Consider the following 26,612-nt stretch of genomic DNA (forward strand, 5'->3'; position numbering starts at 1 on the left):
GAGAGTTTCATGGCCACGCGCATCGGCGTCGATATCGGCGGCACCTTCACCGACCTCGTCTATTACGACGAGGAGACGGGCGAGACCGGCGAGGGCAAGGTTCCGACCGTGCCGCACGCGCCGGACGAAGGCGTCGTCGCGGCGATCAGCCAGCACGTGCCGCAGAGCGTGATCGAGCGCGCGGAGTATTTCCTGCACGGCACCACGGTCGGCCTCAATGCGCTCTTGGAACGGCGTGGCGCCAAGGTCGGCCTGATCACCACCGAGGGTTTTCGCGACGTCCTGGAGATCCGGCGCGGCGACCGGGCGGAGATGTACAATTTGTTCTGGCGCCAGCCCGAGCCGCTGGTGCCGCGCCATCGACGCCTGGAAGCGATCGAACGCATCAAGGCGGACGGAACCGTGCACAAGCCGCTCGACGAGGCTTCGGTGCATGCCGCGCTCGAAGTCCTCCAGGCGGAACGCGTCGATTCCATCGCCGTCTGCCTGATCAGCGCCTACGCCAACCCGGCGCACGAGCTGCGCATCGCCGAAATCCTGGCCGAGGCGGGCTTTACCGGCGGCGTCTCGCTGTCGCACAGGATCTCCGGCGAATACCGCGAATACGAGCGCACCTCGACGACGGTGATCGACGCCTTCGTGCGCGCTCGCATGTCGCATTACCTGAAGCGGCTCGACGGACGATTGCGCGATCTCGGCTTCAAGGGAACCTCGTTGATCACCCGCTCGGGCGGCGGCTCGATGACGTTTGCGGAGGCCGAGGACCGGCCGTTCGAGACGATCATGTCGGGGCCGGTGGCCGGCGCGCAGGGCGCCAGCGAAATCGCGCAGCGGCTCGGCATCGAGGCGCTGGTCACCGCCGACGTCGGCGGCACCAGCTTCGACACGGCGCTGATCGTCGGCGGAAAGCCGCAGGTTCTCTATGAAGGCGAGATCGAGGGCATGCCGATCCAGACGCCCTGGGTCGACGTGCGCTCGATCGGCTCCGGCGGCGGCTCCATCGCCCATATCGATGTAGGCGGTCTGATGAAGGTCGGGCCGCGCAGCGCCGGCGCTGTGCCGGGACCGGCGGCCTATGGTAAGGGCGGTACGGAGCCGGCGATGACCGATGCCGCCGCCTTCCTCGGCATGCTCGGACCCGGGCGCCTCGCTTCCGGCATTACCCTCGACATCGCCAAGGCGAAGACCGCGCTCGCGCCGGTGGCCGCCTCCATCGGCCAGGAGGTCGAGGCGACCGCCGTCGGCGTCTTGCGCATCGCTTCGGCCGCCATGGCCAATGCCATGCGCGAGGTCTCGGTGGAGCAGGGCCTCGACCCGCGCGGCATGGTGCTGCTGCCGTTCGGCGGGGCGGGTCCGCTGATGGCGACGCTGCTCGCCGACGAATTGCAGATGAAGCGGATCGTCGTGCCGCCGCTGGCCGGCAATTTCTCGGCCTGGGGGCTGCTCGGCGCCGACATGGTGCAGTCGGCGGCGCGCACCCGGATCATGGACCTCGACGATGCGGCGATCGCCATGGTCAACAAGACGCTGGACGATCTGTTCGCGGGCATCGCCCAACGCAGCGAGCATCTGACCGAAGCGGCGGAGCGCAGCGTGCGGCTCGACCTGCGCTACAAGGGCCAGGAGCACTGGCTGTCGATCGAGTTGCCCTTGGAAGAAGGCCGGATCGGCCTCGGCGCCGCGTCCGTGCGCGAGGCCTTCTCTGCGGAATACAGGCGCAGCTTCGGCGGCACCATGGACGAAGCAGTGGAGATCGTCTCGATCCGCGCCACTCTTCGCCAAGGCCTGCCGCGCCGCGAGCAGGCGGCCGTGGCTGCCGTCGGAGCCGGGGCGGAAGAGACCTTCTCCGCCTACTCCTTCGACAAAAAGGGCCGGGTGCCGTTCCGCGTCGTACCGCGCGCGGCCATCGCCGCGCCGGTCAACGGGCCGGCGGTGATCACCGAAAGCACCACCACGCTCTATCTCGATGCCGCCTGGACGGCCGATGTCGGCAAGCAGGGCGAACTTGTCCTTACCCGTTCGGAGGCGAACTGATGGCGATCGCGGACCCCATCCTGCACAAGGCCGGTACCGAACGCTTCGGCGATCCCGCCAGCGCCGATCCAATCACCACCGAGGTGGTGCGCCATGCGCTGAACTCGGCCGCCAACCAGATGAAGCGGGCACTGGTGCGCACCGCCTTCTCGCCGGTGATCTACGAGGTGCTCGATTTCGCCGTGGCGATCTACGACCCGCAGATGCGGCTGCTCGCGCAGGCGCCGAGCCTGCCGATGTTCATGGGCACGCTGAACTTCTGCGTCCAAGAGGCGGTTAAGAACGTCGGCGGGCCGGACAATCTCTTTTCCGGCGACATGCTGATGTACAACTGGCCGTTCGGCACCGGCTCCCATCCGCAGGACGTGGCGGTGGTCATGCCGGTGTTCCTCGGCGAGGACGAGTTGATCGGCTACACCGCGATCAAGGGCCATTGGCTCGATATCGCCGGCAAGGATCCCTACTGCACCGACACGGTCGACGTCTTCCAGGAGGGCACGGTCTATCCGGGCGTCAAGATCTACAAGCGCGGCGAGCTCAACGACGACATTTATCGGATGGTCGTCGCCAACAGCCGCGTGCCGAAATTCGTGGCCGGGGACCTGAATGCCCAGGTGGTCGGCTGCCGCGTCGGCGCTTCGGCCTTCGAGCAGGTCGTGCGCCGCTTCGGCCGTGACGAGTTCGTCAACGCCGTCGAAGCGATGTTCGATCACGGCGAGCGGGTGGTGCGCTCCTATTTCGAGGCCATCCCCGACGGCCGCTACGTCGGTCGCGGCGAGATGGACAGCAACGGCATCACCGACGATCCGATCCCCTTCGAGGTGGCGGTCGAGGTGAGAGGCTCGGACGTGCGCGTCGACTTCTCGGTCGTGCCGGGCGAGCAGGCGGGACCGGTCAACACGCCGCTGCCCTCGACGATTTCGGCGAGCCGCGTCGCCATCACCATGCTCGCCGGCTATGGCGAGGCGCCGCACGAAGGCCATTTCCGGCCGCTGGAGGTGATGACGAGGCCGGGCACCATGTTTCACCCGCGCCCACCGGCGCCGTGCTTTCTCTACGGCTGGCCCGCGCTGCAGGCGATCGAGGTGATCTACAACGCCATCGCCCAGGCGCTGCCGGAGGCGGTGCCTGCCCAGAGCGGCGGCTGCATCTGCTCCGTCGTCTGGTGGGGCACACGGGCGGGGACGGGCGAGCCCTGGGCCGATGGCTCGCCGCATCCGGTCGGGCAGGGCGCCTGGAAGGGCGGCGACGGCGGCACCATGCTGCACATCTCGGAATCGGCGACGCGCTTCTCGCCGATCGAGGTGTGGGAGGCGAAAAACCCTTGGCTCATCGACAGGCTCGCACTCACCCAGGATTCGGGCGGCCCCGGCACCTGGCGCGGCGGCCCCGGCATCGAGTTTCGCTTCCGCATGCTGGAGGACACCTACATCACCACCGCCGTGGAGCGCTCCAAGACCGCACCGTGGGGACTAACCGGCGGCGGCACGGCCAAGCCGAACGCAGCGATCGCCCATCTGCCGGACGGCTCATCGGCCTCGGTGCCGAAGACGACGCGCTTCCTGCTGCCCAGGGATGCGGTGTTGGAGCTGTCCACCGGCGGGGGCGGCGGTTACGGACCGGCCTCCGAACGGCCGAAAGAGGCGGTCGAGAAGGATCTGAAGGAAGGCTACATCTCGGAGGCGTTCGCCCGGAAACACTATCCGCACGCCTTCGAGATCGAGAGCGGGGAGGCGTGAGAATGGATGCGACGAAGATGGCCGAAGCCTTGGCGGTATCGGCGCCCCAGCCGGAGACGGCGCTCGACGCGCTCTGCGCTCTGGCCCAGGCGACCGTCGGCGCGCCGCTGTTCACGGTGATGACCTTCGACGAGGGCACCGGCATGGCGCGCCGGATCTATTCCAACATGCCGGAGGCCTATCCGGTGTCGGGCACCAAGCCGGCGAACCCCACCGACTGGAGCCGCCAGGTGCTGGGCGAACGACGGACCTTCGTCGCCAACGACTACGAGGGGATCGCTGCTGTCTTCTTCGATCATGAGTTGATCCGCTCGCTCGGCTTCGAGTCGGTGATCAACGTGCCGGTGGTCGTCGCCGGCAAGGTCGTCGGCACCCTCAACTGCCTTGCCGAGGCGGGACATTACACACCGGAGCGGGTGACCGCAGCCGAAACGCTGAAGCTGCCCGGCGCCGCCTGCCTCCTTCTCATTCAGACGCTTGAAGACAGAGCATCATGACGATGGCCAAGACAACCGTTCGCGTTGCCACCGATGTCGGCGGCACCTTCACCGATCTCGTCTGCTTCGAGACCGATCCGGAGACCGGAAAGCAGACGATCCGCACCGCCAAGTCAGACACCACGCCGCCCAATTTCGAGGAGGGCGTGCTCAAGGTCATCGAGAAGAGCGGCATTCAGCCGACCGACATCGACTTTCTTGCCCACGGCACCACCGTCGTCATCAACGCGCTGACCGAGCGCAAGGGCGCCAAGGTGGCGCTGATCACCACTGAAGGGTTCCGCGACATCCTGGAGATCGCGCGGGGCAACCGGCCCGACTTCTTCAACCTGCACTACCGCAAGCCGAAGCCTTTCGTGGAGCGCCATCTGCGTCGCGAGCTGCCCGGCCGCATGGACTATCACGGCGATGAAATGACGCCGCTCGACCTCTCGGGCCTGGCGGCGATCCTGGAAGACTTCAAAGGCGAAGGCGTCGAGGCGATCGCCCTCTGCTTCCTCCATTCCTACGCCAATCCGACGCACGAACTGGCGGCGCTTGAAGCGATCCGCGAGCTTTGGCCGGAGGTCGCGACCGTCGCCTCCCACCAGATCACCCGCGAGTGGCGCGAATACGAGCGCACCAATACGGCGGTTCTCTCGGCCTACGTGCAGCCGACCGCCGAGCGCTATCTTGGCCGGCTCGCCGGCGGCTTGAAGGATCAGGGCTTCAAAGGCAGCCCCTACATCATGCAGTCGAACTGCGGGGTGGATTCCATCGACGCGGTGTCCAGGATCCCCATCACCATGGTGGAATCGGGACCGGCTTCCGGCTTCTGGGGCGCGGCCGAGTTGGGCCGGCTGATCGGCGAGTCCAACATCCTGGCGCTCGACATCGGCGGCACCACGGCCAAGTGCTCGTTGATCGAGAACGGCCAGGTCAAGATCATGACCGACTACTGGATCGAACGCGACCGCACCTCGGCCGGCTATCCGATCATGGTGCCGGTGGTCGATCTGGTGGAGATCGGCAATGGCGGCGGTTCGATCGCCTGGGTCGACGATTTCGGCAAGCTGCATGTCGGCCCGCAGTCGGCCGGCGCCATGCCCGGGCCGGCGGCCTACGGCCGGGGCGGAACGGAGGCGACGACCACCGACGCCAATCTCTGGCTCGGCCGGATCAACCGCGACTATTTCTGCGGCGGCGCGATCGATGCCGACATGACCTCTGCGGAAGCCGCGATCAAGGCTGTCGGCGAGAAGCTTGGCACCGATGCCGACGAGGCGGCGCGCGGCATCGTGCGCATCGCCAACAACAACATGGTCAATGCGCTGAAGCTGATCTCGCTCAATCGAGGCTACGATCCGCGCGACTTCACCCTCGTCGCCTTCGGCGGCGGCGGCGCCATGCATGCCGTGGCGCTCGCTCAGGAACTGGGCATCCGGAAAGTGGTGGTGCCTGCGGGCGCCTCGGTCTTCTCCGCCTGGGGCATGATGATGTCGGACCTGCGGCGCGACTACTTCGTCACGCGGCTGCTCGACTTGGCATCGGGAGCCGAAGACGCCATCGAGGAGACCTTCGCGGAGACCGAGGACAGGGCGAGCCGGCAGTTCGCCGAAGAAGGCATCCCAGCCGAGCAGGTCACCTTCCTGCGCTACGGCAAGTTCCGTTACCAGAACCAGGAGCACACCACCGAGGTGCTGCTGGCCCCGGGCCGCGTGACGGCGGATCGACTGGCCGAGATCGAGGCCTCCTTCCACGAGGCCTACGAGCGCGAATATACCTACCGCCTGAAGGCGCCGGTGGAGCTTCTGGGTATCCACGTCGTCGCCTCCGCCGAGGTCGGCAAGCTGGCGATGGAGAAGAAGGAGCCGACCGGCGAGACGGTCGAGACGGCGGTAAAGGGCCGCCGTGCCGTCGACTACGCGCTGGAGGGTACGCACGAGGCCACGATCTACGACGGCGAGGCACTGTCGCCCGGCATGGCCTTCGCTGGTCCCGCGATCGTCGAGGATCCCGGCACGACGGTGGTCATCCATCCGGGCAACCGGGTCGCGATCGACGGCTACGGCAATCTGATCATCGAACTCGGCCGGGAGTGAGCGCCATGACCGCTTTCGAAAACGACCCGATCACGCTCGAGATCATCCAGAATTCGCTCCAGGCCACCGCCGACCAGATGTTCGCGGCGATGAAGAAGACGGCCATGAGCTCGATCATCTACGAGGTGCTCGACATGGGCACCGGCATTCTCGATGCGGAGGGGCGGATCGCCTCCTCTGGTGCCGGCATTCCCGCCTTCATCGGCGTGCTCGACAAGTCGGTGAAAGTGCTGGTGAAGAAGTTCGACCGGCCGGACGACATCCAGCCGGGCGACGTCTTCGCCACCAACGATCCCTATTACGGCGGTGTCACCCATCTGAACGACATCATCGTCGCCATGCCGGTGTTCGCCGAGGGCCGCATCATCGCCTGGACGGCGAACATCGCCCACAATTCCGACATCGGCGGCAAGGCGCCGGGATCGCTGTCGGCCGATTCCACCGAGATCTTCCAGGAAGGGCTGCGTCTGCCGGCGATCAAGATCGTCTCCAAGGGAGAGCCGATCGAACCGGTGTTCGAGATCCTGAAGGTCAACAGCCGGATGCCCGACTTCCTGGAGGGAGACGTCTGGGCGGCGATCGCCTCCGTGCGCATCGGCGCGAAGCGGCTGCAGGAGTTGGCGGAGAAATACGGCGCGGCCACCTTCGAGCGGGCGATGGCCGGCTTCATGGACTTCGGCGAAGCGGTGTCGCGTGCCGAACTCGCCAAGCTGCCGCACGGCACCTTCGAACTGACGGAGGAGCAGGACGACGGCCGGCAGTTCAACGTGAAGATCACCGTCTCCGACGACGAATTCGTCGTCGATCTGCGCGACAACCCGGACCAGGATGCCGGCCCGACCAACACCAGCCGCGACGGCGTGATGGTGTCGGCGCAGATGATCTTCAAATCGCTGACCGACCCCTATTCGCCCTGCAACGAGGGATCGTTCCGGCCGATCAAGCTTTTGACCCGCGAAGGCACGGTGTTCCACGCCCGCGAGCCGGCGGCGATCGGCTTCTATTACGAGACCGAGGTGCGTGTGTACGACCTGATGTGGCGCTGCCTCGCCAAGGTCGTGCCGGAACGCCTGGCGGCGGGCCATTTCAGCTCGATCTGTGGCACCTTCATCGGCGGCAAGCATCCCGATACGGGGCGCCAGTACACGATCATCGAGCCGGAGGTGGGTGGCTGGGGCGCCAGTCGCGGCGCCGACGGCAACAGCGCGATCTTCTCCGGCTTCCACGGGGAGACCTACAACTGCCCGGCGGAGATTTCCGAGGCCCGCAACGGCCTCTTCGTCGACCGCATGGAGCTGAACATGGAGCCGGGTGGCGAAGGCCAGTGGACCGGCGGCCGTGGCATCAAGCTCGAATATCGGGTGCGCGAGGACGACTCGTTCCTGACCATGGGCTACACCCGATCCAAGGTGCTGCCCTGGGCGCTCGACGGCGGGCACGAGGGTTCGCCGAACTATGCTGAAGTGGTTCGCACGGATGGGGCGACCGAACGCTACTCCTTCGTTTCCGGTCTCACCGTCGACGCCGGCGACGTGATCCGCATCGTCACCGGCAATGGCGGCGGTTTGGGCGATCCCAGGGAGCGGGATCCGCAAGCGGTGAAAAAGGACGTCAAGAACGGTTTTATCAGCGCGACGCACGCCAAAGCCGTCTATGGCGTCGACGTTTGATGTGAGAATCGAGAAGGCACGATAAGGTCATGACCGACAGCCGAACCGCCGAACGCCTCGCCATGCTGCGCGAGTGCATGGCCGAGACGCGATGCGATCTCGTCGCCCTCGGACCCGGGCCGTACATGCACTGGGTCGCGGGTTTTCACACCCACGCCGACGAGCGGCCCTGCCTGCTCTTGATCGGCCTGGAGAAGGAGGCCTTCCTGATGCCGGCGCTCAACGCCGAAGGGGCGCGGGAAAACACCGACATCGCGTTCCACATGTGGGCGGACGAAGACGGGCCTCAGGCCGCGCTGACCGCCGCGCTCGCCGATATCGGGGTGATGCGGGCCCATTCGGTGGCCGTCGACGAGACCATGCGCACCGATTTCTCGCTGCTCGTGCTGGAGACTTTGCCCAATACGCACCACGCTTATGCGGCGGAGACGGTGGGCCGGCTTCGCATGAAGAAGAGCGAGGCGGAAGTCGCCGAACTCAAGATGAACGCCGCGATCGACGACGCGGCGGTCAAGGTGGCGCTTGCCGCGATCAAACCGGGCGTCACCGAGAACGAGGTGGCGGCAGCGGTGCGCGGGCATTTCGCCGAAAACGGCGCGAGCCCGCTGTTCACCATTGTCGGCGGCGGACCGAACGGCGCCTTTCCGCATCATTCGGCGAGCGATCGGCCGCTGCAAAAGGGCGACGCAGTGGTCGTCGACATCGGCGCGCGCAAGGGCGACTTCTCCTCCGACATCACCCGCATGGCGGTGGTCGGCGAAGCACCGGAAGGTTATGCCGAGGTGCATGCCACGGTCGAGAAGGCGGTGCAGGCGGCGTTGGCCGCAGCAAAGCCCGGCGTGAAGGCCAAGGCGGTGGACGCGGCGGCGCGCGGCGTCATCACGGACGCAGGCTACGGCGAATACTTCACCCATCGCACCGGCCACGGCATGGGCCTCGAAGGCCACGAGCCGCCCTATCTCACTGCCACTTCGGAAACCGTGCTCGAAACCGGCATGGTGTTTTCGATCGAGCCGGGCATCTATCTGCCGGGGCGCTTCGGCGTGCGGCTGGAGGAGATCGTGGTGCTGCGCGAGGACGGACCGGAAATCCTGTCGAAGCTGTCCCGCGACATGACGGTCTGCGGCTGAGCCCATGACCGGAGACCCCGCCCTCGATCGGTTCACCGTCGACGTCATCCAGGCGGGGCTCGTCGCGGCCGCCGACGAGATGTTCGCCGTTCTGAAGAAAACGGCAATGAGCCCGATCATCTATGAGGTGCTGGACGTCGGCACCGGGATCACCAGCGCCACCGGCGAGCTGGTGAGTTCCGGCGCCGGCATCCCGACCTTCGTCGGCGTGCTCGACAAAGCGGTCCGGAAGATCGTCGAGATTCACGGGCTCGAGACGATCCGCGACGGCGACCTCTTCGTCACCAACGATCCCTATTATGGCGGCGTCACCCATCTCAACGACGTGGTGATCGCCCTGCCGGTCTTTGCCGAGGGCGAGCTCGTCGCCTGGGCCGCCTCGATCGCCCACTGGAACGACGTCGGCGGCAAGACGCCGGGGTCGATGGCCGTCGACGTCTCGGAAATCTTCGCCGAGGGGCTGCGGCTGCCGGCGATCCGGCTCTACGAGGCGGGGCGGGCGGTCGACTCCGTCTTCGACATCGTCGCGGCCAACTCCCGCCAGCCGGATTTCGTGCGCGGCGACCTGTGGGCGCAGATCGCCGCCAGCCGCAAGGCCGAAGGACGCATCCGGCAGATCGTCCGAAGCTATGGCCTGGCGACCTTCCGCCATGCGTTGGACAAGCTGTTCGACGAGGGTGAGCGTCGGGCAAAAGCCGGACTGGCGACGCTGCCGGCCGGCACTTACGCGATCGAGGAGGAGCAGGATTCCGGCGATCTCTGGCGCGCCGCGATCACCATCGCGCCGGATCGTTTCACCGTCGATCTCTCGGGCAATCCGGCGCAGAAGGCCGCGCCCTACAACACCAGCCGCGACGGCGCCGTGATCTCCTGCCAGATGATCTACAAGGCGCTCGCCGATCCGACGCTGTTCGCCAACGACGGTTCGTTCCGCCTGCTCGAGGTGATCACCGATCCGGGCACCGTCTTCCACGCCGCCGGCTCGGCGCCGCACGGCTATTATTCGGAAACCCGCATACGCCTCTACGACATGCTGTGGCGCTGTCTCGCCGAGGCGATGCCCGACCGGTTGCCGGCCGGCCATTTCGCCTCGATCTGCGGCACGGTGGTGGCGGGCGACCATCCCGACACCGGCCGCCGCTTCACCATGGTGGAGCCGCAGATGGGCGGTTGGGGCGCCACGGCGGGTATGGATGGCCTCGATGCGATGTATTCGGCGAGCCATGGCGATACCTTCAACTGCCCGGTGGAGATCGCCGAGCAGCGCTACGGCCTGACGGTGATGCGCAAGGCGCTCAACGAGACCGATGAGGGCCAAGGCGTTCATTCCGGCGGTAAGGGGGTCGACCTCGTCTATCGGCTGCGCGGGGCGGCGGTGCTTTCGGCAGGCTACACCCGCAACCGCCTGCCGGTCTGGGGCTTGGCCGGCGGTGCGGCGGGCGGAACCAACGGTCTGACCGTCAAACGCGCCGGCGGCGAGGGGGAGGCGCTGGCGTATGCCAGCGACGTCCGCCTGAAGGCCGGCGACGAGCTTTACATCCGCACCGCCAACGGGGGCGGGCACGGAGCACCACGATGAGCGAGCCCAACGCGGATCAGGCCGAGTCCTTGGACGTCGTCATCGTCGGCGCCGGCATCGTCGGCTTGGCGGCCGCTTGGAAGCTGGTCGAGGCGGGTCGGCGCGTGCTCCTGATCGATCGCGAAGGCGTCGCGCAGGGCGCGAGCTTCGGCAATGCTGGCGCGCTCGCCTATTCCGATATCCTGCCGATCGCCTCCATGGGCATGGTCGGGCGTGTGCCGGGCTGGCTGATGGATCCGCTCGGGCCGCTGGCCATCCCGCCCGGCTATTTGCCGCAGATCGCGCCCTGGCTGCTGCGCTTCTGGCGCGCCGGATGGCCGGATCGCACGAAAGCCTCGATCGCCGCACAGTCGGCGCTGATGCACCTCAGCGAACGAGAGATGCACGGTGTCGTCGCGGCGGCGGGGCTGCAGGATAGGGTGCGCTCCGACGGCTCGCTGGAGCTCCACGAAAGCGAGCGCGAGTTCAAGGCATCCTTGCCGGGCTGGCAAAAGCGCGACGAGGCCGGCATCGCCTATCGCCATGTGCGCGGCGCGGAGCTGGCCGAGATGCAGCCGGGCCTGTCGCCGCGCTTCGTCGCCGGCACCTTCGTGCCGAGCTGGCAGGTGGTCTCCGATCCGTACGACTTCGCTGTCGCTCTGTCGGACCGGCTGACGGCGCGAGGGGCTGTGATCCGCATCGCGGCGGCGACGGCGGTCAGGCCGGTCGACGGGGGCGTCGCGATCGACCTGCAAGGCGGTGAGACGCTCAGAGCGCGCCAGGCGGTGATCGCCGCCGGAGCCTGGTCGAAGGCGCTCAGCCAGCCGCTCGGCGACAAGATCCCGCTGGAGACCGAGCGCGGCTACAACACCACCCTGCCGGCCGACGCCTTCGACGTGCGCCTGCAGCTCATCTTCGTGGCGCATGGCTTCGTCATCACGCCGCTGTCGAGCGGCTTGCGGGTCGGCGGCGCGGTCGAGCTGGGCGGCCTCAAGCGGCCGCCGAACTACAAGCGCGCCGACGCCATGCTGGAAAAGGCGACGCGCTTTCTGCCAGGTCTGAAGCGCGAGGGCGGGCGGCAATGGATGGGCTTCCGGCCATCCTTGCCCGACACTTTACCGGCGATCGGCGTCTCGCGCGCCAGCCCGAATATCGTCTATGCTTTCGGCCACGGCCATCTCGGCCTGACCCAATCGGCCGGCACCGGCCGGCTCGTCGCCGACCTCGTCTGCGGCCACGAGCCCGCCATCGATATGCGGCCGTTCCGGCCCGACCGCTTCTGATCGCAACCGCCTTCGAGGACTTTCGCCATGGCGCGTCACTCGTTCTTCTGTATCGACGGCCACACCTGTGGCAATCCGGTCCGCCTCGTCGCCGGCGGCGGCCCGCAACTCAACGGTGCGACCATGCTGGAGAAGCGGGCGCACTTCATGGCTGAATACGACTGGATCCGCACCGGCCTGATGTTCGAGCCGCGCGGCCACGACATCATGTCGGGCTCGATCCTCTACCCGCCGACGCGGGAGGACTGCGACATCGCCATTCTCTTCATCGAGACGTCGGGCTGCCTGCCCATGTGCGGCCACGGCACCATCGGCACCGTCACCATGGCGCTGGAACATGGGCTGGTGACGCCGAAAACGCCGGGAATGCTTCGGCTCGACACGCCGGCCGGTCTCGTCACCGCCGAATACGTCCAGAACGGCGAGCATGTGGAGGAGGTGCGGATCACCAACGTGCCCGCCTTCCTGCATGCGGAGAACCTGGAGGTCGAATGCCCGGGGCTCGGGCCTCTGGTGGTCGACGTCGCCTATGGCGGCAATTTCTACGCGATCGTCGAGGCGCAGGAGGCGTTTCGCGATATCGCGGACGCCACCTCCCTCGACCTGATCCGCTGGAGCCGGGCGCTGCGCCTGGCGCTGAACGAGCGCTACACCTTCCAGCATCCCGAGCACGCCGCCATCAACGGGTTGCGGCACATCCTGTGGACCGGCGCGCCGACCGTCGAAGGGGCGACGGCCAAGAACGCGGTGTTCTACGGCGAAAAGGCGATCGACCGTTCGCCCTGCGGCACCGGCACCTCGGCGCGCATGGCGCAATGGGCGGCCAAAGGGCGGCTTGCCGTCGGCGACGAGTTCATCCACGAAAGCATCATCGGTTCGCTGTTCAAGGGACGCGTGGAGGCGGCCGTCGAGGTGGGCGGCAAGCCGGCGATCATTCCGTCCATTGCGGGCTGGGCACGCATGACCGGTCTCAACACGATCTTTATCGACGACCGCGACCCATTTGCTCACGGCTTCCAATTGCCGTAGGCCACGGGCGACGCAAACGACCGAACCCGGAGGAGAACCATGACGATCACCGGCGAAATCCTGATCGGCTCCCAGGATGTCCAGGCCAGCGAGACCTTCGCCGCCGTGAACCCGGCGACGGGCGAGACGCTCGAACCGGCCTTCGCGGCGGCCGGTCCGGCAGAGGTCGAGCGCGCCTGCGCGCTGGCAGCCGAGGCTTTCGATACCTATCGCGAGACCGATCTCGAAACCCGGGCGCGGTTTCTGGAGACGGTCGCGGCCAAGATCGAGGCGCTGGGCGAGCCGCTGGTCGAGCGCGCCTGCGCCGAAAGCGGCCTGCCGGCGGCGCGCCTCACCGGCGAGCGCGGTCGCACCGCCAACCAGCTTCGACTCTTTGCCGGCGTGGTGCGGCGCGGCGAGTTCCTGGATCTGCGCATCGACCCGGCCCTGCCGGACCGCAAGCCGGCGCCGCGCGTCGACCTGCGCCAGCGCCATATCGCACTCGGCCCTGTGGCCGTCTTCGGTGCGAGCAATTTCCCGCTCGCCTTTTCGGTGGCTGGCGGCGACACGGCCTCGGCACTCGCGGCGGGCTGCCCGGTCGTGGTCAAGGGCCATCCTGCTCATCCCGGCACCAGCGAGATGGTGGGTCGGGCGATCCGCGAAGCGGTCAGCGAATGCGGCCTCCCCGAGGGGGTGTTCTCGCTTCTGACCGGCCCGTCCAAGGAGCTGGGCGCCGCCCTGGTCGCCGATCCGCGCATCAAGGCGGTCGGCTTCACCGGCTCGCGTGCGGCCGGTCTGGCGCTCTGCCAGATCGCGGCGGCGCGGCCCGAGCCGATCCCGGTCTATGCCGAGATGAGCAGCGTCAACCCGGTGTTCCTCATGCCGGCTGCCATGGAAGCCAAGGCCGAGGCGCTGGGCGAGGCCTTCGTCGGCTCGCTGACGATGGGCGCCGGCCAGTTCTGCACCAATCCCGGCCTGGTATTCGCCGTCGAGGGCGAGGCTCTCGACCGTTTCGTGAGCGCGGCCAGGACGGCGCTTGCGGCGAGCGCTGCGGCGACCATGCTGACGCCCGGCATCAGCCGGGCCTACCAGACTGGCCTCGGCGCGCTGTCGGGCCTCACCGGGGTCGAACTCCTGGAGCGTGGCAAGGCAAGCGAGGCGCCCAACGACTGCCAGGCGGCGCTGCTCTCCACCGACATCGACAACTTCCTCGACGACGAGGCGCTGCAGCAGGAGAATTTCGGCGCCAGCTCGCTGATCGTGCGCTGCAGGACCACCGCCGACATGGTGCGTGCGGCCGAGGCGCTGGAAGGCCAGTTGACCGCGACCTTGCATCTGACCGAAGCCGACCACGGCGATGCTCGCACCCTCTTGCCGGTGCTGGAGCGGCGCGCCGGCCGTATCCTGGCCAATGGCTGGCCGACGGGCGTCGAGGTTAGCCACGCCATGGTGCACGGCGGCCCGTATCCCGCGACGTCCGACAGTCGGACGACCTCTGTCGGCTCGCTGGCTATCCGCCGCTTCCTGCGGCCGGTCTGCTATCAGGACCTGCCGGAAGGTCTTCTGCCCGAGGTCCTGAAAGAGGGCAATCCGGCAGGCCTGCCGCGCCTTGTCGACGGTGTGCCGGAATAGCGCTTGCTATCGGTGGTACCTGCGCTCTTGCCGCGGCTTCCGCTTTGTCATTCTCGGGCTCCGTCGAGAATCCAGGCCTTTGGTCACCGATGGTACGCTTCATAGCGTCACGAAAGACAACTGCGCATGGGGCGGCTCTGGATTCTCGGCCCGGAGGCCGAGGATGACGGGGGAATGAGTCGGCGCATCTCAGCTCGTGCGCATCAACCCCTGGAAGGCCTCATAGGCCGACAGCACCGTTTCCATCTGCGCGGTGTGGGCATCGACGAAGGCCTCGCCCTCGATCGTCTCGTCCGGGTATTCGGTGATGAGGATCAGGGGCGCGGGGTGCTGCTCGGTCACGGTGACCTGGCACGGAAAACCGTTGATCATGCGAAAGCCCGGCGGTCCGGCATGGCGCTCGTAGAGCGAAAGCTGCCGCTCGTTCAGCGCCGTCAGGGCCGGGATGGCCGAAAGGTGGGCGGTGACCTGTTCAAGCAGCGCCTCGCCGCGCTCCGTCCAGTCCGGATAGTGGCGCAGGATCAGGAAGAACCCCTTGGGCAGGCTCCACATCTCGAAGCCGCGCGGCAGGTAGCCGGTCAGCGGCCGCGTCCATTCGTGCGCCGGGTAGCCGTGCAGATTGACGTGTAGGAGCGCGCCGGAGCGGCGCAAGGCTTCCTTGCGGATCGCCTTCTCGTGCAGCGGCTCGACCGTCTCGTATTCGAGGTCGTTGCCGAAGGCGGTGTAGCGCGCGGCGTGGTGCATGTGCGAAGGATTGGTGGCGGTCAGGCGGCCGTGCAGGGCATAGCCGTCGACATTCTCCATCGGCGAGATCACGAAATGCGTGCTTGGCCGCTCGGCCAGCCGCATCGCGGCGCGCAAGGCCCCGACCACGCCCGAGGTCTCGTTGGCGTGTTGGCCGCCGCTGATGATTACGCCGGCATCAGTGCCGGCATGATGCACGGCGTTGACCCGCCGTCCGGCGCGCGAGCGGCTCTCGAAGGCGTCTCCGTCGATCCCGCCCAGGGCTTCGCGCACCTGATGCGGGCTGAGGGCGTTGGTCGCGGTTTCGAGGTCGTGGCGTGGCCGCTCCGGCTCCGAGGTATCGAGTGGCCGGGTTTCGACCTTGAGCCTCAATGGACCCTCGGCGATGCGGATGTCCGGCACGATCTGGCCAGGGCGCAGATCGCGGTTACCCAGCTTGCGGCCGGATCGCTTCTGGAAGAGTTCGAGCAGGGTGAAATAGAGGTCCTCGTGCAGCGCTTCGGCCAGGCTGACCGTCTCGTGCCCGACCGGCAGCGGACGGTCCGCCCAGGGCAGCGTCGCGACGATCGAGAGCTCCTCGAACAGCGGCTCGTCCTCGCCCCAGGGGTGCTCCGCGACGGCCGCGATCGCCCCGTCGAACAGCGTCTGATAGTCAGTGAGGAAGGCGGCATCCTCGCTTTCGCCGTTCGGGCCGGTCCACTTGATCCATCCCGTAGGCGAGACGAGCGCATGGCCCATGGCATCCTGATGCTGCCGGTTCGGCGCGAACACGCTGTGGCGCGTCTCGCCGGACGCGGTGGTCAACGCGACCTCGTAGCCGAAGCCGTCCGCCGCACCGTCTTCGAGGGTCAGCGGAATGCCGCCCAGCATGTCGGCCAGCGGATAGGCCTCCAGGCGGAATCGCAACGGGCTCGTCGCCAGGGTGGGACAGACGATGTGAACCGCGGTCACGCCCTCGAGGTCCACCTCCTCCAAAAAGAAGTGCACGAGCGGCTTGTAGGCGCTGCGCAGCCGCGCCGTGACGCCTGCCTCGGCCAGCTTCGCTTCGGCGGCACGGCGGGGCGCCTCGGCGGCGAACACCCAGGCTTCCAGCGCTCCGCCGGCATGGATCGACGTGCCGTAACGCGCGACGAGCTGGTCGAGCGACGGCTCGAAGGTCGTTTCGAGAAGAAGCGTCATAGGCGGGTGCGTCCTGTCGGATCGAGCGTGTCGCGCAGCCAGTCGCCGAGAAGATTGAGGCCGAGCACGGTGAAGAGGATGGCTAGGCCGGGAAAGACGCTGACCCACCAGGCGCTCTGCAGGTAGGTGCGGCCCTCCGCCAGCATGCCGCCCCAGCTCGGGATCACCGGATCGGCGCCGAGGCCGAGAAAGGTGAGGCTGCTTTCGAGAAGAATGTTGGTGGCGACATTGAGCGTGATCAGCACGATGACGGGACCGAGCAGGTTGGGCAACAGGTGCTGGAACAGGATCGCGCCGTCGCGCACGCCGATGGCGCGCGCCGATTGGATGAACTCGCGCTCGCGCAGCGCCAGCACCGAGCCGCGCACCAGGCGGGCGTATTGCACCCACTGCGACACGATCAGGAGGATGATCATGTTGGTGACGCCGCCGCCGATGATGGCGATGAAGGTGATGGCGAGAAGGATGAAGGGCAGGGCGAGCTGGACGTCGGCGAAGCGCATGACGACGATGTCCCAGACGCCGCGATAATAGCCCGAGACGAGACCCATGACGACGCCGATCACCACGGCGCCGGCCACCGAGAAGATGCCGACCATCAGCGAGATCCGGCCGCCGATGACGACGCGGGCGAGTACGTCGCGGCCGAGCGGGTCGGTGCCGAACGGATGCGCCCAGTCGGAGAAGGGCGGGGTGAGCCGCGCCATCAGGTCGACCTTCATGCCGCCATCCGGAAACAGCAGGCCGGACAACAACACGGCTAGTCCGATGCCGCCGACGAAGAGGATGCCGAGGACAAATTCCAGCGACCGGTAGCGAGCGAAACGTTGGGGTCTGCGGATGGTCTCGACGGACATCGGCTACTCCGTGCGAATGCGGGGATCGATGATCCCGTAAGCGATGTCGACCACTAGATTGACGCCGATGATCAGCAGCGACAGCACCGTGATGACGCCTTGGAGCACCGGATAGTCGCGCGACGCCACGGCGTCGAAGGCGAGCGTGCCCATGCCCGGCCAGTTGAACACCCGCTCGATGACGACGATGCCGCCGAGCAGGCCGCCGAACTGCAGGCCGAAATAGGTGATCAGCGGGATCGCGCAGTTGCGCAGCGCATGCTTGTAGAGCACGACGGATTCGCTCAGGCCCTTGGCGCGAGCCACCATGACGTATTGCGCGCTGAGCGTCTCCAGCATCGTGGTGCGCACCAGGCGCACGTTGGTCGCGGTCAGGATGATGCCCATGGTCACGGCGGGCATGACGAAGCTCTTGAAGCCTTCCATGCCGCTCGGCGGCAGCAGCCGGAAGGTGATCGAAAACAGGAGCACCAGCATGATCGCCAGCCAGAAGTTCGGGAACGACAGGCCGATCAGGGACAGAATGCGGATCAACTGGTCCGCCCAACGCCCTCGCGACACGGCGGCCTTGATGCCGAGCGGAATGGAAATGACGATCGAGACGAACAACGAGGCGAAGGCGAGAAGCAGCGTCGCCGGCAGGGCGCGGCCGATCAGCATGCCGACCTGCGTGCCCCCCATGAAGGAGCGGCCGAAATCGCCGACCAGAAGCCCTTTGAGAAAGCCGATATATTGCGCGAGGAAGGACTGGTTGAGACCGAGCGCTTCGCGGATGCGCGCCAGATCCTCCTCGGTGACGCTGCCCGCGCCCTGCGTCAGCATGATCGCGGGGTCGCCCGTTAGGCGGATGGCGAAGGAGACGATCAGCGTCACCACCAACACCACGAAGATGGCCTGCAGGATGCGATAGACAAGAAAGCGCGCCACGATGCGATCCAACAATCATGGGCCGCCGACGCGTGGCGCCGGCGGCCTTTTGCAGTTCTATTCCACGGTGACTTCGTTGAGACGCATCCGGTTGTCCGGCGCGGCGTCGAAGTTCTTCACCCGCTTGTTGATCGCGTAGACCGCGTTGATGTTGTAGAGCGGCATCTCCAGCGCACGGTCGGCCGTGTAGTGGGCGATGTCCTACAGCATCTTCTCGCGCTTATCCTTGTCGGTGATGCCGCGCTGGGCCTCCAGCATCTTGTCGAGGTCCGGATCGCTGTCATACGGATTCCAGCGTTCGCCGGTGTGGTACATCAGATAGGCGGTGTTGTCGTAGTCGAAGGTCCAGCCGCCCCAACCCTGCTGAAACATCTCGCCGGTGCGCCCGTTTGGGATGATGTCGTTCAGAAAGACGTTGGTCTCGTAAGGCTTGATGGTGGCGGTGATGCCGACCGCCGAGAGATAGGCGGCGATCGCCTGGGCCACCTCGCCGAAGGTCGCGTCGTTGCCGCGCACGTCGATCTGGACAGTCGCCCCCGGCTGGACGCCGGCCGCCGTCAGCAGTTCCTGTGCCTTGCCGGGATCGTAGGGCAGGGGCTCCATTGCCGGATCGTTGCCGAAGGAGAGGGGGCCCTGGAAGCTGGCGATGGGCTTGGCCTGGCCGGCGAGGATCGAGTCGATGATCGCCTGGCGGTCGACCGCCATGATCAGCGCCTTGCGCACGTTCTCGTCCTTGGTGATGCCGTCCCGCGTGTTGAAGCGCAGCGCCGCGACGGTCGGGCCGGTGACGCTGACGATCGACAGGTTCGGGTCGTCCTCGATGGTCGGGATCATGCCGATCGGAATGGTCGGCGGGATGACGATGTCGACGCGCCCGGCCTGCAGTTCGGCCACCGCCGTCGACGGCTCGGGGATGAAGCGATAGGTGACGGTGTCGAGCTTCGGCACGTCGCCCCAATAGTCCTTGTTCGCCTCCATCTTGATCGACTCGCGCGGCGCATAGGAGACGAACTTGAACGGGCCGGTGCCGACCGGATTGTTGTTGAAGTACTCGTCGCCGTGCTCCTCGATGTATTTCGGCGGCACGATCATCGCGCCGTAGCCGGCGAGCTTGGTCAGGAGCACCGGGTCGGGCTCCTTCAGATGGAAGTCGACCGTGCTCTCGTCGATCACCTCGACGCTGTCGATCACCGTATAGTTCGACTGCTGCGGCCCCTTGCCGCCTTCCTCGCCCAACAGACGATCGAAGCTGTACTTCACCGCGTCGGCGTTGAACGGCTCGCCGTCGTGGAAGGTGACGCCCTCGCGCAGCTTGAAGCGGATGGTCTTGCCGTCGTCCGAGACGGTCCATTCGGTGGCCAGACCCGGCACCAGCTTGGTGTCCGGCCCGCGATAGGTCAGGCCTTCGAAGATGTTGGTGGCGACCGACGCCCAGTTGATCAGGTAGGTGTCGAGCGGATCCCAACTCCCCGGATCCTGCGGCGAAGACACGGTGAGGTCGCCGGCCGCCTGGGCAGGCAACGCGGAGGGCAGGGCGAACACGGTCGCCAGCAGGGCGGCTGACAGGAGGCGTTTCGTCGAAGGCATGGCGGGCTCCTTGGGTTGCGGATATCAGGCGGAAAGGACGAGGGGCGCCTCGGCGGCGACGAAATGGCCGGGCTTGGCTTCGGCAAGGGCCAGGATCTGCGGCTCGTCGCCCACAGCGCGCACCGGACTGACGATCTCGCCCTCTAGAAGCGGGCGATTCTTGCGCTGGCCGGGTTCGGCGACCGGCACGGCGGAGAGCAGGCGTTGCGTATAGGAGTGGCGGGGGTTCTCGAACACCGCCTGACGCGGGCCGAACTCGACGATCTAGCCGAGATAGAGCACCGCGACGCGGTGGCTGATCTTTTCCACCACCGCCATGTCGTGGCTGATGAAGAGATAGGCGAGGCCTTCTTCTTCCTGCAACTCCATCAAGAGATCGATGATCTGCGCCTGGATCGAGACGTCGAGTGCGGAGAGCGCCTCGTCGGCGATGATCAGCTTGGGGTTGGAGGCGAGCGCGCGGGCGATGCAGACGCGCTGGCGCTGGCCGCCGGAGAATTCGTGCGGATAGCGCTGAGCATGGGAGGGTTCGAGGCCTACGCGCTCCAGCAATTGCCGCACGCGGGCGTTGATCGCCTTGGACGAGTCGAGCAGGCCGTGGGTGCGGATCGGTTCGGCGATGGAAAAGCCGACCGTCTTGCGCGGATCGAGCGAGGCAAAGGGATCCTGGAAGATGTACTGCACCTTCTGGCGCAGGCTCGTGCGCTCGGCTCGCCCCATGTCGGCGACCCGCTTGCCGTCGAAGCGGATGTCGCCGCCGGTGGGCTCCTGCAACTGCTGGATGACGCGGCCGATGGTCGATTTGCCCGAGCCCGATTCACCGACGAGCGCCAGCGTCTCGCCGGGATAGATCTCGAAGCTCACCTTCTCGACCGCGTGCACCCGGTGGGTGACGCCGCCGAGCAGGCCTTTGCGGATGTCGAAGCGCGCGACCAGATCGTCGATGGCGACGACAGGCGGGCGGTCGTAACGCGCCGTGTCGTGGATGCGCTCCTCGCCAAGGGTGCGCGCGGCGCCATCTTCCATCACCGTAATCGGCATGCGGCGGGGCAGGGGCTGGCCGGTCATGCTGCCGAGCTTCGGCACAGCCGAGAGCAGCGCCCGGGTATAGGCCTAGCGCGGCTGGGCGAAGAGCTCGAGGGCCGGCGCCTCCTCGACCTTGTGGCCTTGGTGCATGACGACCACGTCGTCCGCCATCTCGGCGACGACGCCCATGTCGTGGGTGATGAAGATCACCGCCATGCCCAGTTCGCGCTGAAGATCGCGAATGATGGTCAGGATCTGCGCCTGGATGGTGACGTCGAGCGCCGTGGTCGGCTCGTCGGCGATCAGGAGCTTCGGCCGGCAGGCGAGCGCCATGGCAATCATCACGCGCTGGCGCATGCCGCCGGACAGCTGGTGCGGATAGCGCCGCAGAAGGTCGCGCGCGTCGGCCAGACGAACGAGTTCGAGAAGCCGTTGCGCTTCGGCGCGGGCGGAGGCCCGGCTGTGCCCTTCGTGCAGGGACAGGACCTCGACGATCTAGTCGCCGACGGTGAAGACCGGGTTCAGCGAGGTCATCGGCTCCTGGAAGATCATCGCGATCTCGTTGCCGCGGATCGCCCGCATCGCCTTTTCCGGCTGCTTGACGAGGTCGACCGGTCCGCTCGCGCCGTCGAACAGGATCCGGCCTTCGGCGATGCGGCCGTGCATGAACTCCACGAGCCGCATGATCGACAGCGAGGTGACCGACTTGCCCGAGCCGGATTCTCCGACGATGGCCAGCGTGCGACCCGGATGAACCTCGAAGCTCAGGCGATCGACGACGCGGTTGGCGCCGAAATCGACGCTGAGGTCTTGCACGCAAAGTAGCGCGGGCGCGCCTTCAGAAAGGGTCATATTGCATTCTTAGCTTCTATGATCCCAGAGTCCAAGCGTATATTGCACATTTTGTATACAAGCGTGCGAATTGTTCAGATGGAATGCGCAAATCAAGGGCATGCGCCCATCGGCGCTGGTCGGAGACCGCCCTTCTCATTGGAAAAGCTCGGTCCGGATGCAGGCCGAGACATGCGCCGGTCCGACTTCGACGGCCGGCGGCACGATCTCCGCGCAGTCCTTGATGGCGTAGGGGCAGCGGGTGCGGAAGACGCAGCCGGACGGCGGATGGATTGGGCTCGGCACCTCGCCTTCCAGTACCTGCTTCTCGCGCGCGGCGTCGCGGTCGAGCGAGGGGGCGGCCGAAAGCAGGGCGCGCGTATAGGGATGGCGCGGTGCGGCGTAGAGTTGACGCGTCGGTCCCGTCTCCATGATCTTTCCCAGATACATGACGATGGTGCGGTCGCAGAGATGCTCGACCACGCCGAGATCGTGCGCGATGAACAGCAGCGACAGCCCGAGGTCCGACTGGAGATCCTGGATCAGATTGACGATCTGCGCCTGCACCGACACGTCGAGCGCTGACACCGGCTCGTCGGCGATCAGGAAACGCGGCTCGACCGCCAACGCCCGGGCAATGCCGATACGCTGGCGCTGGCCGCCGGAGAATTCGTGCGGATAGCGCCGCATGGCCTCCTCCGAAAGACCCACGAGCCGCAGCAGTTCGGCGATGCGGCCACGCCGCTCCGACCGCTTGCCGAGGCGATGGATCGACAGCGCCTCGCCGATGATCGCGTCGACGCGCTTGCGCGGATCGAGACTGCCGAAAGGGTCCTGAAAGATCATCTGCATCTGCCGCCGGTAAGGCTGGAAGGCCCGGTCGGAGAGCGTCGTGAGGTCCTTGCCGTCGAAGCGGATCACGCCATCGGTGGCGCGCGTCAGGCGGATCAGCGAGCGTCCGACCGTGGTCTTGCCGGAGCCGGATTCGCCGACCAGACCCACCACCTCGCTGTGGTCGACGGTGAAGCTGACGTCGTCGACGGCGTGGACATGGCCGACGGTGCGCGACAGCATGCCCTCGGTTACGGGGAAATGGGTCTTGAGGTTCTTCACCTCGAGCAGCGGCGCCTTTGCGGTGCGGCTGGTGAGCGACATCGTCATACGGCCTCCCAGCGGACGCAGCGTGCGCGATGGTCCGGCTGGTCGGTCGCCATCAAGGCCGGCACCTCGGCGCGGCAGGCGTCGATCGCATAGTCGCAGCGTGGCGCGAAGGCGCAGCCGGGCGGCAGCTTGAGCGGGCTCGGAACCGTGCCGCGAATGGCGTGCAGGCGCCGCCGGCCCTTGTCATCGACCATGCCCGCGCCCTGCCGCGGCACGCTTTCCAGCAATCCCTTGGTGTAGGGATGGCGCGGATGAGAAAAGACGGCGTCGACGTCGCCCGCTTCGACGACGCGGCCGCCATACATCACCGCCACCCGGTCGGCGACTTCCGCCACCACGGCGAGATTGTGGGTGATGAAGAGGATCGCCATGCCGATCTCGTCTTGCAGATCCTTCATGAGCTTCAGGATCTGCGCCTGGATGGTGACGTCCAGCGCCGTGGTCGGCTCGTCGGCGATCAGGAGGGCCGGCCGGCAGCAGAGCGCCATGGCGATCATCACGCGCTGGCGCATGCCGCCCGACATCTGGTGCGGGTAATCGCGGGCGCGGGCCTCGGGCGCCGGAATGCCGACCTTGCGCAGCATTTCGACGGCCAGTTCGCGCGCCGCGCTTCGGCCCTTGCGCTGGTGCAGCGTGATCGCCTCGGCGATCTGGTCGCCACAGGTCTGCACCGGATTGAGCGAGGTCATCGGCTCCTGGAAGATCATGCCGATCTGGTTGCCCCGGACGCGCCGCATCTCGGCTTCCGAAGCCTGGACGAGATCGATCGGGCCGCTGTCGCCGATAAAGGTCATGCGGCCGCCGGCAATCTTGCCCGGCGGCATGATCAGCCGCATGAGCGACAGGCTGGTGACGCTCTTGCCGGATCCGGACTCGCCGACCAGCGCCAGCGTCTCGCCGCGCGCGACCGACAGGTCGACGCCGTCCACCGAGCGCACCATGCCGCGATCCGTGTCGAAATAGGTTCTCAGCCCCTCGACGGAGAGGACAGGCGGCGCCGTAGTCGGCGTTCGGACCGGCTCGCCCTGGCTCATGACTTCGCCGGTACTCCGAGCCGTGCCGCCGACCGCGCCGACAGAGCGACCTGCGGCTCGAATTCGAAGGTCTTGTCGAACGGCCAGGTCGGCTTCGCCTTGCGCGGGCGCGGCAGGCGCTCGATATCCTGGTCGACGACACCCGGCGACAGTGCCATCAGGTTCGGATTGGCGATCGGCGCCAACTCCGGCGAGAGATAGCCGGATTTGACCACGACGATGCCGGCCGTCTTCGGATCGAGCCCGAGCCGCGCGAAATCCGCGATGTCGTGATAGGGGCGGCGACGCGCGGCGAGAACCAGCGTGATGCCGCCGAAGCGCACCACCGCCTCGCGTTCGGATGCGTCTGCCGCATCGACCAGGCGCAGCACTTTGGCCTCCACCGTGACGCGCGGGCTCGAAGGATCGAGGCTGGCGCCGACGGCAAGCGACAGCGTCGCGCCGAGACCGGCCGCGAACGCGGCCTCCAGCGCGGGGCGGTCGGTGATGCCGACGACGACGGTGTCCTGCGCGTCGCGGCGGATCAGTTCGGCCAGCACATCGGCGCGGTCTCCGACGCCGCCGCCGGTCGGGTTGTCACCGGAATCGGCCAGGATGACGGGACGGGTCGCAGAGGCGATCGCCCAGCCGACGCAGTCCTCGATGCTGCCGGTCTTGGGGCCGAAGGCGAATTCGTCCCGCACGTCCCAATAGCTTTGTGCCAGCGCCTTGGCTTGGGTCTCCAGCACGTCGCGATCGGTGCCGGTGAAGATCGCAGCGGCCGTGGCACGCGGCTCGTCGGCCCAGACGTAGCCGACGTTCAGCGAGGCGTCCCAGATGCCGGGCAGGGCGTCGAGCGCGGGCAGCCCGGCATAGAGGCGCTTGGCCGGCTGATCCTCCGTCGACGTGCGTTCGCCCGGCAGAACCAGCGGGATCGGCGCCCAGAGCAGGATCGGCCGCTCTCCGGTCTCGATGCTCCTGACCAGCATGGTCACGGCGCGCCGCATGGTCTCCTCGACGTCGATGTGTGGCGCCGTGCGGTAGGTCGAGTACATGTCGAGCGCATCGATGATGCGCTGGCTCAGATTGCCGTGCAGGTCGTAGCTCGCCGAGACGGGCACGGCGTCGCCGACGACGGCGCGTGCCGCCGTGATCCAGTCGCCCTCGGCATCGTCCATGCCCTCGACGTTCATCGCGCCGTGCATGGCCAGATAGAGCCCGTCGATCGGCCCCAGGGCCTGGAGTCGAGCCAGGAAATCGGCCTTGAAGGCCTCGTAGGCCCTGCGGCTCACCGGGCCGCAGGGGACCGCGCGGGCATGCAGCGTCGGCAGGAACTCGGCGTCGTAGTCCTTGAGAAAGGCAAACCGGGCGTCGGCGGTCAGCGCTTCGCCGCGAACCACGCGGAAATCGTGCTCTTCGATCAGCACCGGATTGTAGGTGCTGCACTCGACATGAATGCCTCCGACGGCGATGCGCATCAGGCGGCCTCCCCTGGATGAAGAATGGGATTGGACAGGAACTTGTCGGCGGCGATGCTGGCGGCGCCGCGCGCCCAGACGTCGCTCGAGACGTGGCGGAACTGGATGTCGATCTCGCCGGCCACGCGCGGCAGCACGTTGGCCTCGATGGCGGTGCGTGTCACCGTGCCGTAGAGCCCGTCGAGGACCCCGTGACAATGGGTGACGACGATCCGCTCGGGATCGATGATCTGGATGATCTGGGCGATCGCGAGCCCCAGGGCCGCGCCGGCGCGGTGCAGGATGGCGATCGCTTCGCCGTTGCCGGCGCCGGCCAGGCGTTCCAAGGCCGCGACCTCGCCGGGTAGGCCTGCGGCGCGGGCGCTGGAGCGGATGGCCATCAGCGAGGAGACGGTGTCGAGGCAGCCGCGCTTGCCGCAGCGGCAGGGCAGGCCGTCAGGCTCGATGGTCGCATGGGCGATCTCGCCGGCGCCGCCGCGGAAGCCGCGATAGAGGCGGCCGTCGATCACATGGGCGCAACCGATGCCGTCGCCGACCGAGATGAGGCTGAAGGAGCGGCTGTCGCGGGCCGCGCCGAACAGCTTTTCGCCCAGCGCCACCGCCTTGGCATCGTTCTCGATCGCCGTGGGCAGGCCGATCTCGGCTTCCATGAGCCCGGCGGCGGCCACGTCCTGCCAGCCGAGCAGCGTCGATTTGAGGCAGGTGGTCTGCGACGGATCGACGTATCCCGACAGCGCCACACCCACCCCGGAGATCTGTTCGCCGCCGGCCGTCAGTTCCGGCAGTCCGCCGGCGATCAGCCGGCCGATCTCGGTGGGGTCGTTGGACCAGCCGATCTCATGCCGGCGCACGACCTCGCCGTGGAGGTCGGCCAGCACCATCACCACCGGCGTCTCCACCAGCGACACGCCGACGAAATAGGCCGACGAGGAATCGAGGCCCAGCCGGATCGCCGGCCGCCCGGTGCCGCGGACGGTTTCCGTCGGCATCAGAATGCCCTTGTCCACGAGCTCGCGGGTCAGCATCGACACGGCCGCCTTGCTCATGCTGGTGCGCGCGGCCAGCTCGGTGCGGCTGAGCGGCCCCGCCTCGCTGATCAGACGCAGCAATTGCAGTTGGGCGGGGCTGAACATGCTTAAACTTTCATCCCAAACGTTCGCTTGACACTTATTTCAAC

The 26,612-nt window shown here is 67.1% G+C and carries 17 protein-coding genes and 2 pseudogenes; 10 read left to right on the forward strand and 9 right to left on the reverse strand.

Annotation, left to right across the window (positions count from 1 at the left end):
• The first annotated feature begins 9 nt into the window (after positions 1 to 9).
• Genes SMD10_RS10020 through SMD10_RS10065 form a run of 10 tightly spaced genes read left to right on the forward strand, consistent with a single transcriptional unit; the run spans position 10 to position 14,632 of the window.
• The gene (locus tag SMD10_RS10020) at positions 10 to 2,034 is read left to right on the forward strand and encodes a hydantoinase/oxoprolinase family protein (RefSeq protein ID WP_331685545.1); all 2,025 of its coding nucleotides are present in this window, start codon (positions 10 to 12) and stop codon (positions 2,032 to 2,034) included.
• On the forward strand, positions 2,034 to 3,773 hold the full coding sequence (locus SMD10_RS10025; RefSeq protein WP_331685546.1) for a hydantoinase B/oxoprolinase family protein: 1,740 nt from the start codon (positions 2,034 to 2,036) through the stop codon (positions 3,771 to 3,773). The genes SMD10_RS10020 and SMD10_RS10025 overlap by 1 nt, the downstream gene beginning before the upstream one ends.
• A 2-nt stretch (positions 3,774 to 3,775) precedes the next feature.
• Complete coding sequence (locus SMD10_RS10030; protein ID WP_331685547.1) at positions 3,776 to 4,270, forward strand: GAF domain-containing protein; 495 nt, start codon at positions 3,776 to 3,778, stop codon at positions 4,268 to 4,270.
• Positions 4,271 to 4,272: 2 nt separating this feature from the next.
• The gene (locus SMD10_RS10035; RefSeq protein WP_331685548.1) at positions 4,273 to 6,351 is read left to right on the forward strand and encodes a hydantoinase/oxoprolinase family protein; all 2,079 of its coding nucleotides are present in this window, start codon (positions 4,273 to 4,275) and stop codon (positions 6,349 to 6,351) included.
• Positions 6,352 to 6,356: 5 nt separating this feature from the next.
• On the forward strand, positions 6,357 to 8,021 hold the full coding sequence (locus tag SMD10_RS10040) for a hydantoinase B/oxoprolinase family protein (RefSeq protein WP_331685549.1): 1,665 nt from the start codon (positions 6,357 to 6,359) through the stop codon (positions 8,019 to 8,021).
• A 29-nt stretch (positions 8,022 to 8,050) separates the two neighbouring features.
• Positions 8,051 to 9,151 (forward strand): M24 family metallopeptidase, encoded by a 1,101-nt coding sequence (locus tag SMD10_RS10045; protein ID WP_331685550.1) that lies wholly within the window; start codon positions 8,051 to 8,053, stop codon positions 9,149 to 9,151.
• Between the two features lie 4 nt (positions 9,152 to 9,155).
• Entirely contained in the window at positions 9,156 to 10,730 is a 1,575-nt protein-coding gene (locus SMD10_RS10050; protein WP_331685551.1) for a hydantoinase B/oxoprolinase family protein, read from the forward strand.
• Complete coding sequence (locus tag SMD10_RS10055) at positions 10,727 to 11,992, forward strand: NAD(P)/FAD-dependent oxidoreductase (RefSeq protein WP_331685552.1); 1,266 nt, start codon at positions 10,727 to 10,729, stop codon at positions 11,990 to 11,992. Before SMD10_RS10050 ends, SMD10_RS10055 begins: the two co-directional genes overlap by 4 nt.
• A 27-nt stretch (positions 11,993 to 12,019) precedes the next feature.
• On the forward strand, positions 12,020 to 13,021 hold the full coding sequence (locus tag SMD10_RS10060) for a 4-hydroxyproline epimerase (protein ID WP_331685553.1): 1,002 nt from the start codon (positions 12,020 to 12,022) through the stop codon (positions 13,019 to 13,021).
• Between the two features lie 39 nt (positions 13,022 to 13,060).
• Positions 13,061 to 14,632, forward strand: a complete 1,572-nt coding sequence (locus SMD10_RS10065; RefSeq protein ID WP_331685554.1) for an aldehyde dehydrogenase (NADP(+)) — start codon at positions 13,061 to 13,063, stop codon at positions 14,630 to 14,632.
• Between the two features lie 189 nt (positions 14,633 to 14,821).
• Here SMD10_RS10065 and SMD10_RS10070 read toward each other — a convergent pair whose 3' ends face one another.
• The 9 genes and pseudogenes from SMD10_RS10070 to SMD10_RS10110 all read right to left on the reverse strand — a co-directional run bounded on the left by SMD10_RS10070 (position 14,822) and on the right by SMD10_RS10110 (position 26,568).
• On the reverse strand, positions 14,822 to 16,555 hold the full coding sequence (locus tag SMD10_RS10070; RefSeq protein ID WP_331685555.1) for a M14 family metallopeptidase: 1,734 nt from the start codon (positions 16,553 to 16,555) through the stop codon (positions 14,822 to 14,824).
• Entirely contained in the window at positions 16,552 to 17,412 is an 861-nt protein-coding gene (locus SMD10_RS10075) for an ABC transporter permease (RefSeq protein WP_331685556.1), read from the reverse strand. Before SMD10_RS10075 ends, SMD10_RS10070 begins: the two co-directional genes overlap by 4 nt.
• A gap of 3 nt (positions 17,413 to 17,415) precedes the next feature.
• On the reverse strand, positions 17,416 to 18,339 hold the full coding sequence (locus tag SMD10_RS10080; RefSeq protein ID WP_331685557.1) for an ABC transporter permease: 924 nt from the start codon (positions 18,337 to 18,339) through the stop codon (positions 17,416 to 17,418).
• 57 nt (positions 18,340 to 18,396) lie between these two features.
• Positions 18,397 to 19,926, reverse strand: a pseudogene (locus tag SMD10_RS10085) (ABC transporter substrate-binding protein).
• 24 nt (positions 19,927 to 19,950) lie between these two features.
• Positions 19,951 to 21,804: pseudogene (locus tag SMD10_RS10090) on the reverse strand (ABC transporter ATP-binding protein).
• 135 nt (positions 21,805 to 21,939) lie between these two features.
• Entirely contained in the window at positions 21,940 to 22,944 is a 1,005-nt protein-coding gene (locus SMD10_RS10095) for an ABC transporter ATP-binding protein (RefSeq protein ID WP_331685558.1), read from the reverse strand.
• A complete protein-coding gene (locus tag SMD10_RS10100) occupies positions 22,941 to 23,978 on the reverse strand; it encodes an ABC transporter ATP-binding protein (RefSeq protein ID WP_331685559.1) in 1,038 nt (345 codons plus the stop codon). Before SMD10_RS10100 ends, SMD10_RS10095 begins: the two co-directional genes overlap by 4 nt.
• Entirely contained in the window at positions 23,975 to 25,435 is a 1,461-nt protein-coding gene (locus SMD10_RS10105) for a M81 family metallopeptidase (protein ID WP_331685560.1), read from the reverse strand. Before SMD10_RS10105 ends, SMD10_RS10100 begins: the two co-directional genes overlap by 4 nt.
• Positions 25,435 to 26,568, reverse strand: a complete 1,134-nt coding sequence (locus SMD10_RS10110; RefSeq protein ID WP_331685561.1) for an ROK family transcriptional regulator — start codon at positions 26,566 to 26,568, stop codon at positions 25,435 to 25,437. Before SMD10_RS10110 ends, SMD10_RS10105 begins: the two co-directional genes overlap by 1 nt.
• Between the last annotated feature and the right edge of the window lie 44 nt (positions 26,569 to 26,612).

The sequence above is a fragment of the Consotaella aegiceratis genome (genome assembly GCF_036541425.1).
Taxonomy (GTDB): domain Bacteria; phylum Pseudomonadota; class Alphaproteobacteria; order Rhizobiales; family Rhizobiaceae; genus Consotaella; species Consotaella aegiceratis.